The sequence below is a fragment of the Pseudomonas syringae group sp. J309-1 genome (assembly GCF_032582135.1).
Lineage (GTDB): Bacteria > Pseudomonadota > Gammaproteobacteria > Pseudomonadales > Pseudomonadaceae > Aquipseudomonas > Aquipseudomonas quasicaspiana.
The window spans coordinates 15,094-28,846 of the sequence record NZ_JAWHNU010000051.1; the positions used below are offsets into that span (position 1 = coordinate 15,094).

Sequence of the window (13,753 nt, forward strand, 5' to 3'; positions counted from 1 at the left end):
AATCTTCGATATCGTTGCGCCAGTCGTTGTAGCTCACATGCTACCGAGCACCAGGTCATCGTCTGCGCGCACGCTTCCCCTTCAGTCGACGCGCCCTAATGGAAGTTGCCCCTTATCAACCTCAACCGCTCGAATATCAAACAGGTTGGATTGTGCAACCTCGAAGGCCCGGGCCATACCTGCTTTGACGCTGGCCTCAAGCCCGCCCTCAAGCATGCCATTGATACCCGCAGCGCTTACACCTCGATATTCACGCAGGACCTCAAGTAACTCATTGAACCCCCGCTCTTCGCTCATCAACTGGCTGGCCTGCACAACAACCCCCATAACGGCGCGTTGCGCCATCGCTGGCGACAGGCCGTGCTTGATCGCGTCGTTGTACAACGCCTGAGCGAGCAATGCAGGATACGAAGGCCCTGTGCCGGTCAGTGCAGTGAGGTAACTCAGGTCCCGTTCACTGAAGACTTCATCTGCCGAGCCGCAGGTTTCAAACAACTGCTGAATGTATTTTTTGCTTTGCGCATCCACCTGATCGTTGGCCAGCCATGGGGTGTAAGACTTGCGAATTTCAAGCGCAGCATTGGGCATCGCCCGGATGACACAACGGGCTTGGGTGAACAAACCGATGTCGGCAAGCGAGACGCCTGCAACCAGAGAAACCAGCAACTTGTCCTGCACGTCGATGCGCACGGCGCCTAAATCCTCCGGTCGCACGGAAAGAATCACGATGTCGCTTTGCAGTACCAGTTCCTGATTGTCTGCTGTGACGCGCACTCCGCTCAATGCGCCTTTGGGGTCACTAAACACCCCGGAACGGCTGGAAAGCATCAGCGCATCTGGCGACAGGAAGCCGGAATCCAGAAGTGCGGTTGCGATTGATCGCCCCAGCCACCCGGTGCCGCCGACGATACCAATAGTTGTCTGGGCCTTCATGATGTCCTCTGTCAGTTATGCATTTGAGTGAACGTAGCCCTTCAACGGCCCCACCATAACATCGCGGTAAATCCAGACTTGCAGTGGCAGCATGCAGCGCGCTGAATTGAATGACAGCGTTATAGGGTTTAACGTTCTTCCCAGCCCAAGCGACGACTACAGTCGCAGGAAATGTCTCTTTAACACGGCCTCAAATTGACCATGCCCGTTCCACTGCCCTCTTCATCACCGCCACGCGTTTCACTCACATCACGCCTTCGGGCACTCTGGCCAGCGCGCCAGGCTATCGATGCCCGGGAAAAATGGCGTGCCTGCTGCGGCGCGGCCCTCGGCATTCTGCTGGTCGCCGTGGCTGCCGCATTCTGGCTTGAAGGCGCACCGGCAAGCCAATACAGCTTGCTCGCAGTGGCCTTGGTTGCACCGCTGGGCGCAAGCGCCGTACTGGTTTTTGCATTGCCATCCAGCCCGTTGGCCCAACCCTGGTCGGTGCTGGGCGGCAACACGCTTTCCACTCTGGTCGGCATTGCCTGCGTAAAGTGGGTGCCCGACGCGACCCTCGCCGCCGCGCTCTCGGTCAGCCTGGCACTCGCCGTGATGTTCGCCTTGCGCTGCCTGCACCCGCCCGGCGGCGCAGCGGCCTTGTTGATGGTGCTGATTGGCTGTGACCGATTCGAGTTCGCGCTAAGTCCGGTGCTTATCGACTCCGCACTTTTGGTGGTCGCAGGGCTGATCTACAACAACCTGACCAGACGACCATGGCCGCACGTGCAGAAACCCGCCACCACAAACACTGCCAGCCGATTCAGTAACGCAGATATGGACGCCGCCCTCGCCCACTACAACCAAGTACTGGATGTCAGCCGCGACGACCTGCACGCCCTGCTTGAACAAGCCGAAGCCTCTGCTTACCAACGCAAGATGGGCGAACTGCGCTGCGCCGATGTGATGAGTACTCAGCCCATTTCGGCTCGGCAGGAAATGCCGCTGCGGGCAGCCTGGGCCTTGATGCGCAAACACAAGATTAAAGCGCTGCCGGTGATCGACAGACAGAATCACCTGATGGGCATTGTGACCGTGGCCGACTTCATGCAGCAGATTGATCTGGATGCCCATGAAGGCGTCGGCTGGCACCTGCGCGCACTGCTGCGACACTCCCGCAAAGATCAACCCGCCAATATCGTCGGACAAATCATGACCCGTAGCGTCCGCGTTGCCAGCTTCGATCGCTTGTTGATCGACCTCGTGCCCGTGTTCTCCGAGAACGGCCACCGGCACATCCCGATCATTGATGCGGAACGGCGTCTGGTGGGCATCATCACCCAGTCGGATTTGATCAAAGCGCTGTATGCGGCGGTGCGCGCTTAGTTCATAAGCCGTGGGCAGGAATTGTGAGACCGGCTTAGCCGCGAGCCAATAAAAAGCCCCGAACACGTCAGGGCTTTTTTGTGGGTGGTGGATACTAGATCGTTAGCGTCCAGTCGTAATCCACTACCAGCGGTGCGTGCTGCGAGAAGCGTGGCTGACGTGGCAGACGCGCGCTACGCACGAAGCGTCGCAGGCCAGGCGTCAGCAACTGATAGTCGAAGCGCCAGCCGAGATTGAGCATCTCTGCCTGTTCGCTATCCGGCCACCAACTGTACTGATCGCCTTCACGGCTGACTTCACGCAGGGCATCAACATAACCCATGGTACCGACAATCTCGTCCATCCAGGCACGCTCGGGCGCGAGGAAGCCAGGAGATTGCTGGCTGTCACGCCAGTTCTTGATGTCGAGCTTCTGCTGCGCCACGTACAACGAGCCGCAATAGATGTACTCACGACGCTTGCGCCGCTGTTTATCCAGATATTTGCCGAAATCGTCCATGAGCTTGAATTTCTGATTCAAGTCTTCGTCGCCGTTCATTCCCGAAGGAAGCAGCAAAGTGGCAATACTGACTTTGTCGAAATCTGCTTGCAGGTAACGCCCGTAGCGGTCGGCTGTTTCAAAGCCAAGGCCGCTGATTACCGCCTTCGGTTGCAGCCGCGAGTAAAGCGCCACGCCACCTTGGGCCGGAACTTCAGCTTCGCACGCGTAAAGGAAATAGCCATCCAGCTGATAAGCTGGGTCGTCCAGTTCGAAGGCGGATGCGCGGGTGTCCTGAAGGCAGATGACGTCGGCATTCTGAGCCTGCAGCCAACTGAGCAAACCGCGCTCGACTGCCGCCTGAATGCCATTTACGTTCACACTGATGATCCGCATAAATGGCCCCAAAAATCACGTGCGTGTATGATACCCGAGCTCTACCTAATTAGCTAAATCCGTGGTATTCGGGGCTTTTTTCATGCAAGCGTATCAACGCGATTTCATTCGTTTTGCCATCGACCGTGGGGTTTTGCGGTTCGGTGAGTTCACTCTCAAGTCCGGTCGCACCAGCCCGTACTTCTTTAATGCCGGCCTGTTCAACAGCGGTTCGGCCCTTGCGCAGCTGGGTCGTTTCTACGCCGCAGCGGTGGTCGAGAGTGGTATTTCCTTCGACGTACTGTTTGGCCCAGCCTATAAGGGGATTCCTCTGGCAGCCACAACAGCTGTGGCTTTGGCTGAACATCACGGGCGCGATTTGCCTTGGTGCTTCAACCGCAAAGAGGCCAAGGATCACGGTGAAGGCGGCAGTCTGGTCGGCGCACCACTGACCGGCAATGTGCTGATCATCGACGACGTGATCACCGCAGGCACCGCAATTCGCGAAGTCATGCAGATCATCAAAGGCCAGGAAGCGACTGCCGCGGGCGTGCTGATTGCACTCAACCGTCAGGAGCGCGGCAATGGCGAGCTGTCGGCCATTCAGGAAGTAGAACGCGACTTCGGAATCCCGGTAGTCAGCATCGTCTCGCTGAATCAGGTGCTGGAGTTCCTGGCCGACGATCCGCAACTCAAACAGCACCTGCCTGCTGTTGAAGCGTATCGGGCGCAGTTCGGGATCTAGGAGCGTAATGTCCGTCGCCATTCGGATTGATACATCAAGGATGTTTGAATGACTAAGCCACGCTTGGTTTGCTTGCTGCTGTCCCTTGTCATCAGTCCGTTTGCAGCGATCCAGGCTGCTGACGCCCCGCAGCCGTTGCTCTATCGCTATGTTGATAGCCGCGGCGTGACGGTGCTGGATCGTCAGGGTGTACCACCCGAGTACGTTGCCAAGGGTTATGAGGTCCTCAATGCCCAAGGCCGCGTTGTGCAGGTGGTGCCGCCCCCGCCAACCGCCGATGAGATAAATCAGGCCCAGGCGAAAAAGGCCCAGGCAAGCGCAGACGCGCAATTGCTCAATCTTTACAGCAATGTCGAAGATGTCGATCGCGCTAAGGCCCGCAAACTTTCCGAACTGGATGCCTTGATTGCCCTGGCGCAAGGCAATCTCAAAGGCCTGGACACGCAGCAGGCGTCGTTACAGGGGCAGGCGGCGGATCTGGAGCGGGCCGGCAAACCGGTGCCTCAATCACTGATTGACCAGATGGGCGATCTCCGCGACCAGCAACATGACCTCGACCTGAACATACAGCGCTATCAACAAGCTCGCGCCCAGGCCGAGGCAGCGTTTACACAAGATCGCGCCCGGATTCAGCGACTGACAGCGCCCTGAGTTTCCAGCTCACACTCAATAAGCTGAAGTAGTGGATGTATTCATTGAGAGATGCCCAAGTGTCGATAGCACCGCGCTGTCTCGGCAAACATGGGCCTGTAGGAGCTGCCGAAGGCTGCGATCGCGATGTATCAGCAGAAATGCTTCGCAGCCTTCGGCAGCTCCTACAGAAAATGCATTTCAATCCAGTAGTTTGCATGTTGTCCGACCGCCAGCAACAACAGCCATAAAAAAACCCCGCCGGAAACCGGCAGGGCTTTCATGAAGCATCAAGCGTGATCAGTGACGTTTGCGATTACTGATAAGGGTACCTACACCGGTGTCGGTGAAGATTTCCAGCAGCACGGCATTCGGTACACGACCGTCAATGATGTGCGAGGTGGTCACGCCGCCTTGCACCGCTTCCAGCGCGCATTTGATCTTCGGCAGCATGCCGCCGTAGATCGTGCCATCGGCGATCAGGCCGTTGACTTGCTCGGTGGTCAAGCCGGTCAGCACCTGGCCTTGCTTGTCCATCAGGCCGGCAATGTTGGTCAGCAGCATCAGCTTTTCAGCCTTGAGGGCTTCAGCGACTTTGCCTGCCACCAGATCGGCGTTGATGTTGTAGGACTCGCCGTCTGCGCCCACGCCAATGGGCGCGATGACCGGGATGAAATCGCCTTTTACCAGCATGTTCAGCAAGTCGGTGTTGATACCGACTACTTCGCCGACGTGGCCGATATCGATGATTTCAGGCTTGGTCATTTCCGGCGTCTGACGTGTAACGGTCAGACGCTTGGCGCGAATCAGCTCGGCGTCTTTACCGGTCAGGCCGATGGCGCTGCCGCCATGACGGTTGATCAGATTGACGATGTCCTTGTTGACCTGGCCGCCCAGAACCATTTCCACCACATCCATGGTTTCCGCATCAGTGACACGCATACCATCGATGAAGTGACTCTCGATCGACAACCGCTTGAGCAGATCGCCGATCTGAGGCCCCCCGCCGTGAACCACCACCGGATTGATGCCAACAGCCTTCATCAACACGATGTCGCGCGCAAAGCCGGTTTTCAGCTCGTCGCTCTCCATGGCGTTACCGCCGTACTTGATCACCAGCGTCTTGCCCACAAAGCGGCGAATGTAGGGGAGCGCTTCGGACAATACTTTGGCGATGTTGGCGGCGGAATCACGTTCGAGGGTCATTCAAGGCTCCAGTCAAAGGAAAAAACAATCAGAACGGAAGTTGAAGGTCCGGCGCAACCTTTTTCAGTTCGGCGTGGAACACATCCTTGATACGTTGCAGCTCGGCTTCGGTTTCGGCTTCAAAACGCAGCACCAGTACCGGTGTTGTGTTGGAAGCGCGCACCAGACCCCAGCCCTTCGGATAGTCCACTCGCACGCCGTCAATGGTGGTCAGCTTGGCATCGCCCCACTGAGCATCTTTCTCCAGAGCTTCTATGATGCTGAACTTGGTGGTGTCAGTCACTTTGATGTTGATTTCAGGCGTCGAAATGTCGTTCGGGAAGGTCTCGAACAGATCTTCAGCCGATTGCGACTCCTGACTGAGGATCTCCAGCAGGCGCGCAGCGCTGTAGATGCCGTCGTCAAAACCGAACCAACGCTCTTTGAAGAAGATGTGGCCGCTCATTTCGCCCGCGAGCAGCGCGCCGCTTTTCTTCATTTCTTTCTTGATCAACGAATGACCGGTCTTCCACATTACCGGGCGACCGCCATGCTGCTGAATCAAAGGTGTCAGACGACGGGTGCATTTGACGTCGAAAATGATGTCGGCACCCGGATTGCGCTTGAGCACGTCCAGCGCGAACAGCATCAGCAGACGGTCTGGGTAGACCACGTTGCCTTTGTTGGTGACAACGCCCACACGGTCGCCGTCGCCGTCGAACGCCAGGCCCAGATCAGCGCCGGTTTCTTTAACCTTGGCGATCAGGTCCTGAAGGTTTTCCAGCTTGCCCGGATCCGGGTGATGGTTCGGGAAGTTGCCGTCCACTTCAGCAAACAGCGAAATCACTTCGCAGCCCAGCGCTTCGATGAGTTGCGGGGCGATGACACCGGCAGCGCCGTTGCCGCAGTCCACAACCACTTTCATCTTGCGGGCCATGACGATGTCTTCTTTGATCTGCTTGAAGTAGCGATCAAGGATGTCGACTTTAGTGATGCTGCCTTTGGCCGAAGTCAGATTCCCCGTCTTGATGCGCTCGTGCAGCGCCTGGATCTGCTCGTTGGCCAGGGTGTCGCCAGCGATAACGATTTTGAAACCGTTGTAATCCTTGGGGTTGTGGCTGCCGGTCAGCATCACACCGGTCTTGCCCGCCAACACGTTGGCCGCGTAGTACAAGGCAGGTGTTGGCACCAGGCCAACGTCACTGACGTGACAACCGCTGTCGTGCAGACCTTGAATCAGTTGCTGGACCAACTCGGGGCCGGAAAGGCGTCCATCGCGGCCAACGCTGACGTTGGGCTCGTTCTGGGCCAGGCTTTCGGAGCCAATGGCGCGACCAATCCAATACGCCGTTTCGGCGCTGAGGGTGTCACCCACGATGCCGCGGATGTCATAGGCGCGGAAGATATCGTCAGGAAATTTTGGTGCCACAGATGCTGGACTGCTCATAACTGGGGGGTGCTCCGATCTCAGGAAGTCCTGGTTTTCGTCGAGGATGTCGATATCGAGAATGTCGGTATCTTGAAACAGCGGATCGGTCCAGTCGTCACCAGTGGCGACGTGTGAAGCCGATGCTGAAGCACTGCGTGTCTTTAAGTCGGTCATCTTGGAGCCAGCAGCCGAGCCTGACCCATCCCTCTTATCAACGATTTCCGTTACCGGTTGTTGAAGGGAGGGAGAAAAACAGGCAAGACGTCTAGCCAGCCCATTGAGGACAGGCAGGCCCAAACCGAAGGGTTTGACGGCTTTTCCGCGAGAGAGTTCTTGAAGCAGCTGATCAAGTTGTCGGACGTCGGCGCAAATCGCCCGTTGCAGAGCCCTTTCATTGAGGTAAAGCCCCAGCAAAACACCGGCTAGAGCGACGAGTGCCGCCAGCGTCAGCAATACCCAGGGAGGTGAGGAGTCCAGCGCCGGACCGGGCGTGAACTCCAGCTTCCAGTTCGCATAGCCCGTTTCCAGCCGTTGTGGTTTGGCGCCATCCGCTTCGCCGCGCTGTAGCAAAACCTGCTCTGGACCATTACCAAACTGCTGAATCAAACGAATCTTGCCCGTCGATTCAGGCATGACGGGAAGCGCATCGAGCAATCGTTGCGGATCAAAGGCCAGCAATAGCGTGCCGCTGACCGGTGCAGACGGATCAGAACGCAGCGGCGCGGCGCTGTAGATCATCCAGCGCTCGCCGACTGCGCGAGCCTCGGGCACAGGCTCCTCGCCGCGAGTCACTTTGTTGAGCATGTCCAGCGTCGAGAAACTGACAGGCAACGCCCCCTGGCTGCCCACTTCAGACATACCTGGCGGGTTGAGACGGGCGCCCAGTACGCCATCGCGAAAGCGCAGCCGGTTTTGCGCTTCGTCGACGAGAGAAGGGTTACCGCTTTGCAAAGCCTGAAGGAGTGCAGGATCCCGGGCCGCGGCCTGAGTCTCGGCAACGATTTGCTTGAGAGCCCGCCCCATTGCCGAAGCCTGACTACCGCCCCAGGCTTGCTCAAGGTGCTGACGCCCCTGAGGATTGCTGGTCAGGGCGAGATAGACCAGAGCGCTGGCAATGATCAGCGCGATCAGCGCAGGAAAAATGCCCGGAACCAGCACAGCCAGACCTGGCGCCGGAGGCTGGGTGTCGGATGTTGCATGCTGTTGGCTGCCTTGCACCTGAACGCTCCCCGGTCATTCATCCTGAAGCTGGACAGTCACTCACTCGATGCCGCAACAGCCTCTGGCTGCGCGGCACCCAGTCATCGGCTCAAAGGTCAGTGACTGCCTGAGTGACCGAAACCGCCAGCACCACGTTGGCTTTCGTCGAACTCTTCAACCAGCTCGAAATGCGCTTGCACCACCGGTACCAGCACCAGTTGGGCAATGCGCTCGCCGATAGAAATATTGAAAGCGGTCTGCCCCCGATTCCAGCAGGAGACCATCAGTTCGCCCTGGTAATCGGAGTCGATCAGACCCACCAGGTTACCCAAAACAATACCGTGTTTATGACCAAGACCGGAGCGCGGCAGAATCAATGCCGCCAACCCTGGATCACCGATATAGATCGACAGGCCGGTCGGGATCAACAGTGTCTGGCCTGGTTCCAGGACAGTGTCCTCTTTGAGCATGGCGCGCAGGTCGAGCCCGGCGGAGCCAACAGTGGCATAGGCCGGCAATGGAAATTCGCTGCCAATGCGAGGGTCGAGGATCTTGGCTTGTAGAGCGTGCATTCGTAATTAAACCTGGTTCATTCGTTCGGCGATAAAAGTGATCAGCTGGCGGGCAATCTTGCCCTTGCTGGTCTGGGCAAAAATCGTTGCATGCAGCGCGCGGTCGATCACGCTGCAAGCATTCTCTTCGCTGTTGAAGCCGATGCTGGGGTTGGCAACATCGTTGGCGACGATCAGATCAAGGTTCTTGTCCTTGAGCTTGCGTGCAGCATAGTCGAGCAAGTGTTCAGTTTCAGCGGCAAAGCCAACACTGAACGGGCGATCCGGGCGGGTAGCGATAGTCGCCAGGATGTCCGGGTTACGGACCATCTGCAGCAACAGGCCGTCACCCGTAGACGGATCCTTCTTGAGTTTGTGCGGGGCAACCACCTCAGGTCGGTAATCCGCGACCGCTGCGGAAGCGATGAACAGATCGCAGGGGATCGCAGCCTCACAGGCGGCCAGCATGTCCCGGGCGCTGACGACGTCGATGCGCGACACACGATCAGGCGTCGGCAGGTTAACCGGGCCGGTGATCAGCGTGACGCGTGCGCCAGCCTCGATCGCGGCCTCGGCCAAGGCAAAACCCATTTTGCCGGAGCTGTGATTGGTGATGTAACGCACCGGGTCGATGTTTTCCTGGGTCGGACCGGCCGTAATCAGCACGTGCTTGCCGGTCAAAGACAAACGCTGGAAGCAATCGGCGGCGGACTGGGCCAGATCATCGGGTTCAAGCATGCGCCCGAAGCCGACATCGCCACAGGCCTGACTGCCGGAAGCAGGGCCGAATATGCGGAAATCACGTTCTTCCAGCAAGCGGATGTTGGCCTGCACGGACGCGTCGCGCCACATCGCCTGATTCATCGCCGGGGCAACGGCCACAATGGCGTCGGTGGCCAGAACAATCGTGGTCAGCAAATCGTTGGCAATACCTTGTGCCAAACGCGCAATAAGGTCTGCGGTACCGGGTGCAATCAGTATCAGATCGGCCCATTTGGCCAGCTCGATATGCCCCATCGCCGCTTCTGCGGCCGGGTCGAGCAAATCCAGATGAACCGGATGCCCGGAAAGGGCCTGCATGGTCAGCGGAGTGATGAACTCGGCACCACCTCGGGTCATGACGACACGCACTTCAGCACCCTGGTCACGCAAGCGTCTCACCAGTTCTGCGCTCTTGTAGGCCGCGATACCGCCGCCAACGCCAAGAACGATGCGTTTCCGATACAGCCGCTGCATAGGCCTGCCTTTTAGTCGAGTGGTACGCGGCGGCGATGGGCGTTTCCCAGGCCGATCGCCGCGCAAAAAAGATGGGCTAAGATAGCACAGCGACCGTGCTGGAACAGCGGTCCCCACACACATGGAGGTGGTATGAGTATTCGCAACTGGCCTGAGGCCGAACGCCCGCGTGAGCGGCTACTGGAGCTGGGTTCGGCGAGCCTGTCCGACGCAGAGCTGCTGGCTATTTTCCTGCGTACCGGTGTGGCCGGATAAAGCGCTGTAGACCTCGCCCGATACCTGTTGAATCAATTCGGTGGGCTGCGACCGTTACTGGATGCTGACCTGACCATGTTCAGCTCACATCTGGGGCTTGGGCCTGCCAAATTCGCGCAGTTGCAGGCCGTCATGGAAATGGCTCGCCGACACATGGCGGAAAGCCTGAGGCGCGACTCTGCTCTGGAAAGCCCGGAGCAGGTGCGCAACTACCTCAAGGCGCTGTTACGCCATGAACCCCATGAGGTGTTTGGCTGCCTGTTTCTGGACAACAAGCATCGGGTTCAGACTTTCGAAATCCTGTTCCACGGTTCGATCAACAGCGCCCACGTGCATCCTCGGCAAGTGGTCAAGCGCGCCCTGGCCCATAACTCAGCCAGCCTGATCCTCTGCCATAACCACCCCTCGGGCGTCACCGACGCCAGCCAGGCCGATATCGACCTGACCAAACGCCTGCGCGATGCGTTGTGGCTGATCGACGTAAAGGTGCTGGATCACCTGATCATCGGCGACGGTGACCCGCTGTCGATGGTGGAGTGCGGGTTGATGTAGTTCTACCCACTGTAGGAGCGTGCTTGCCCGCGATTCGGCATGGCAGTCGATACCTTAATATCTGGCAGATATCTGGCAGGACGCCATCGCGGGCAAGCGCGCTCCTACAGAAATACGGTGCTACTCATTAACAAACGTCACAACCCCATCCGCCAGGGATTTAACCCGCGCCAGGGACTCGACACGATAGCCCTGTGCGTCCAGTTCAGCGCGGCCGCCCTGGAAGGACTTTTCGATCACGATGCCCAGCCCGGCGACCGTTGCGCCTGCTTGCTTGATGATGGAAATCAGCGCCTGAGACGCTTTTCCGTTAGCCAGAAAGTCATCAATGATCAGCACGTTATCGCTGCTGTTGAGATGACGAGGCGAGATCGCTACCGTGCTTTCGGTCTGTTTGGTGAACGAATACACCGTGGCCAGCAGCAGGTTTTCGGTCAGGGTCAGCGACTGATGCTTGCGGGCGAAAATTACCGGCACACCCAGTTTCAAACCGGTCATCACCGCAGGCGCAATACCTGAGGCCTCAATGGTAACGATCTTGGTCACGCCCGAATCCGCGAACAGCGCCGCAAACTCGTCGCCAATCTGCTGCATCAGCACCGGGTCGATCTGATGATTGAGAAAAGCGTCGACTTTCAATACCTGATCGGAAAGTACGATGCCTTCTGCGCGAATCTTCTGATGCAATGCTTCCACGTTGCTTCCTCGGGTGCGCGAATCTGCGCAATCAATAGTAAAAATTACTTTTTCAACATCGCGCGGATGTCCGCCAATGCGGTATTGCCGCGCACTGCCTTCACTTCGGTCGGGGTGTCGTCATTGCCTTCCCAGGCCAGGTCGTCGGGCGGCAGTTCATCAAGGAAGCGGCTTGGCGAGCAGTCGATGATCTCACCGTACTGCTTGCGCTTGGCAGCAAAGGTAAACGCCAGGGTCTGACGCGCACGGGTGATGCCCACGTAAGCCAGACGGCGCTCTTCCTCGATGGTATCGGCTTCGATACTGGAGCGGTGAGGGAGAATTTCCTCTTCCATGCCCATGATGAACACGTACGGAAACTCCAGGCCTTTGGAAGCATGCAGAGTCATCATCTGCACGCCTTCCGCGCCGTCCTCTTCTTCCTGCTGACGCTCGAGCATGTCACGCAAGACCAGCTTGCCGATGGCTTCTTCGATGGTCATTTCACCTTCTTCGTCTTTCTCGAGGGTGTTTTTCAACGCCTCGATCAAGAACCAGACGTTGCCCATGCGGTAGTCGGCAGCCTTGTCGCTGGAGCTGTTCTGACGCAGCCAGTTCTCGTAATCGATGTCCATGACCATGCTGCGCAGCGCGGCAATCGGATCGTTCTGCGCGCACTGCTGACGTACGCCGTCCATCCAGCGCTTGAAGCGCTGCAAGCGGTCGGTGTAACGGCTGTCCAGATGCTCGCCCAGGCCAATTTCGTCGGTGGCGGCGTACATCGAGATTTTTCGCTCGGTGGCGTAATTGCCGAGCTTTTCCAGGGTAGTGGAGCCGATTTCCCGGCGCGGCACGTTGATCACCCGCAGGAAGGCGTTGTCGTCATCCGGGTTAACCAGCAAGCGGAAGTAGGCCATCAGGTCTTTAACTTCCTGACGTCCGAAGAAGCTGTTACCGCCGGACAGGCGATACGGCACCTGGTGATGCTGCAACTTCAACTCGATCAGCTTGGCCTGATAGTTACCGCGATAGAGGATCGCAAAATCGCTGTAAGGCCGATCAGTACGCAAGTGCAGGCTGAGGATTTCAACAGCCACGCGCTCGGCCTCGGCGTCTTCGTTGCGGCAACGAATCACACGAATTTCATCGCCGTGCCCCATCTCACTCCACAGCTGTTTTTCGAACTCGTGAGGGTTGTTGGAAATGAGCACGTTGGCGCAGCGCAAGATACGGCTGGTCGAGCGGTAGTTCTGCTCCAGCATGACCACCTTCAGCGACGGGTAGTCTTCCTTGAGCAACATCAGGTTTTCCGGACGCGCCCCGCGCCAGGCATAGATCGACTGGTCGTCGTCGCCTACCACGGTGAACTGATTGCGCATGCCGATCAGCAGCTTCACCAGCAGATACTGGCTGGCGTTGGTGTCCTGATATTCGTCCACCAACAGGTAGCGGACCTTGTTCTGCCACTTCTCCAGAATGTCGGCATGTTCCTGAAACAGCTTTACCGGCAACAGAATCAGATCGTCGAAGTCCACTGCGTTGTACGCCTTGAGCGTGCGCTGATAGTGGGTGTAAACGATGGCAGCGGTCTGTTCCTTGGGGTTGCGGGCTTCTTCCAGCGCTTGCGCAGGCAGGATCAGGTCGTTTTTCCAGGAGCCGATCATGTTCTTGATCTCGTCGACGCCGTCGTCGCCCGAGTATTCCTTCTGCATGATGTCGGTCATCAGGGCTTTAACGTCGGTCTCGTCGAAGATCGAGAAGCCCGGCTTGTACCCCAGCCGTGCGTGTTCCTTGCGGATGACGTTCAGCCCCAGGTTGTGAAACGTCGATACGGTCAAGCCGCGACCTTCGCCAGCGCGCAGCAGGGTACCCACCCGCTCCTTCATCTCCCGGGCGGCCTTGTTGGTAAAGGTCATGGCGACGATGTACTGGGCGCGGATCCCGCAATTCTGGATCAGGTGGGCGATCTTGCGAGTGATCACGCTGGTCTTGCCGGAGCCTGCACCGGCGAGCACCAAAAGAGGGCCGCCGACGTAGTTCACGGCTTCTTGTTGCCGAGGATTGAGTCGGGACATGAAAAAAAGAGTCACTAACGAAATGGGCGGGCATTTTAGCAGGCTATGGCGATTGTGCAGCGACCGTCT

Annotated in this window: 11 protein-coding genes and 1 pseudogene; 4 read left to right on the forward strand and 8 right to left on the reverse strand. The window is 58.0% G+C overall.

The window, feature by feature from the left end; all coding sequences use genetic code 11:
- Positions 1-81 precede the first annotated feature (81 nt).
- Positions 82-933: a pyrroline-5-carboxylate reductase family protein gene (locus tag RX972_RS22550; RefSeq protein WP_231674944.1), complete on the reverse strand. Its 852-nt coding sequence runs from the start codon at positions 931-933 to the stop codon at positions 82-84.
- Positions 934-1,134: 201 nt separating this feature from the next.
- On the opposite strand from RX972_RS22550, the gene RX972_RS22555 reads away from it, so the two are divergent.
- Entirely contained in the window at positions 1,135-2,298 is a 1,164-nt protein-coding gene (locus RX972_RS22555; protein WP_231665596.1) for an HPP family protein, read from the forward strand.
- A gap of 94 nt (positions 2,299-2,392) precedes the next feature.
- On the opposite strand, the gene RX972_RS22560 is transcribed toward RX972_RS22555, so the two are convergent.
- Entirely contained in the window at positions 2,393-3,172 is a 780-nt protein-coding gene (locus RX972_RS22560) for an exodeoxyribonuclease III (protein WP_027899864.1), read from the reverse strand.
- Positions 3,173-3,254: 82 nt separating this feature from the next.
- On the opposite strand from RX972_RS22560, the gene pyrE reads away from it, so the two are divergent.
- Entirely contained in the window at positions 3,255-3,896 is a 642-nt protein-coding gene (pyrE, locus tag RX972_RS22565; protein ID WP_099270291.1) for an orotate phosphoribosyltransferase, read from the forward strand.
- 48 nt (positions 3,897-3,944) lie between these two features.
- Positions 3,945-4,547: a DUF4124 domain-containing protein gene (locus tag RX972_RS22570; protein WP_263269522.1), complete on the forward strand. Its 603-nt coding sequence runs from the start codon at positions 3,945-3,947 to the stop codon at positions 4,545-4,547.
- Between the two features lie 279 nt (positions 4,548-4,826).
- On the opposite strand, the gene argB is transcribed toward RX972_RS22570, so the two are convergent.
- From argB to coaBC, 4 genes are all read right to left on the reverse strand, one after another.
- Positions 4,827-5,732, reverse strand: coding sequence for an acetylglutamate kinase (argB, locus tag RX972_RS22575; RefSeq protein WP_027899861.1), 906 nt, complete (start codon positions 5,730-5,732; stop codon positions 4,827-4,829).
- 28 nt (positions 5,733-5,760) lie between these two features.
- Positions 5,761-8,358, reverse strand: coding sequence for a phosphomannomutase/phosphoglucomutase (locus RX972_RS22580; RefSeq protein WP_410478252.1), 2,598 nt, complete (start codon positions 8,356-8,358; stop codon positions 5,761-5,763).
- A 98-nt stretch (positions 8,359-8,456) separates the two neighbouring features.
- A complete protein-coding gene (gene dut, locus RX972_RS22585) occupies positions 8,457-8,912 on the reverse strand; it encodes a dUTP diphosphatase (RefSeq protein ID WP_095093254.1) in 456 nt (151 codons plus the stop codon).
- A 6-nt stretch (positions 8,913-8,918) separates the two neighbouring features.
- Complete coding sequence (gene coaBC, locus RX972_RS22590; RefSeq protein WP_027899859.1) at positions 8,919-10,127, reverse strand: bifunctional phosphopantothenoylcysteine decarboxylase/phosphopantothenate--cysteine ligase CoaBC; 1,209 nt, start codon at positions 10,125-10,127, stop codon at positions 8,919-8,921.
- A 132-nt stretch (positions 10,128-10,259) separates the two neighbouring features.
- Between coaBC and radC the strand changes: the two are divergent.
- Positions 10,260-10,934: pseudogene (radC, locus tag RX972_RS22595) on the forward strand (RadC family protein).
- Between the two features lie 120 nt (positions 10,935-11,054).
- Here radC and RX972_RS22600 read toward each other — a convergent pair.
- Positions 11,055-11,630, reverse strand: coding sequence for a xanthine phosphoribosyltransferase (locus RX972_RS22600; RefSeq protein ID WP_122806907.1), 576 nt, complete (start codon positions 11,628-11,630; stop codon positions 11,055-11,057).
- Positions 11,631-11,674: 44 nt separating this feature from the next.
- Positions 11,675-13,684 carry a DNA helicase Rep gene (rep, locus tag RX972_RS22605; protein WP_099270287.1) on the reverse strand — a complete coding sequence of 670 codons (2,010 nt, stop codon included), beginning with the start codon at positions 13,682-13,684 and terminating at the stop codon, positions 11,675-11,677.
- Positions 13,685-13,753 lie beyond the last annotated feature (69 nt).

Bases quoted from the DNA above. Each gene is read 5' to 3' on its own strand.
- RX972_RS22550 (WP_231674944.1), bottom strand. From the start codon at position 933: ATGAAGGCCCAGACAACTATTGGTATCGTCGGCGGCACCGGGTGGCTG.
- RX972_RS22555 (WP_231665596.1), top strand. From the start codon at position 1,135: ATGCCCGTTCCACTGCCCTCTTCATCACCGCCACGCGTTTCACTCACA.
- RX972_RS22560 (WP_027899864.1), bottom strand. From the start codon at position 3,172: ATGCGGATCATCAGTGTGAACGTAAATGGCATTCAGGCGGCAGTCGAG.
- pyrE (WP_099270291.1), top strand. From the start codon at position 3,255: ATGCAAGCGTATCAACGCGATTTCATTCGTTTTGCCATCGACCGTGGG.
- RX972_RS22570 (WP_263269522.1), top strand. From the start codon at position 3,945: ATGACTAAGCCACGCTTGGTTTGCTTGCTGCTGTCCCTTGTCATCAGT.
- argB (WP_027899861.1), bottom strand. From the start codon at position 5,732: ATGACCCTCGAACGTGATTCCGCCGCCAACATCGCCAAAGTATTGTCC.
- dut (WP_095093254.1), bottom strand. From the start codon at position 8,912: ATGCACGCTCTACAAGCCAAGATCCTCGACCCTCGCATTGGCAGCGAA.
- coaBC (WP_027899859.1), bottom strand. From the start codon at position 10,127: ATGCAGCGGCTGTATCGGAAACGCATCGTTCTTGGCGTTGGCGGCGGT.
- rep (WP_099270287.1), bottom strand. From the start codon at position 13,684: ATGTCCCGACTCAATCCTCGGCAACAAGAAGCCGTGAACTACGTCGGC.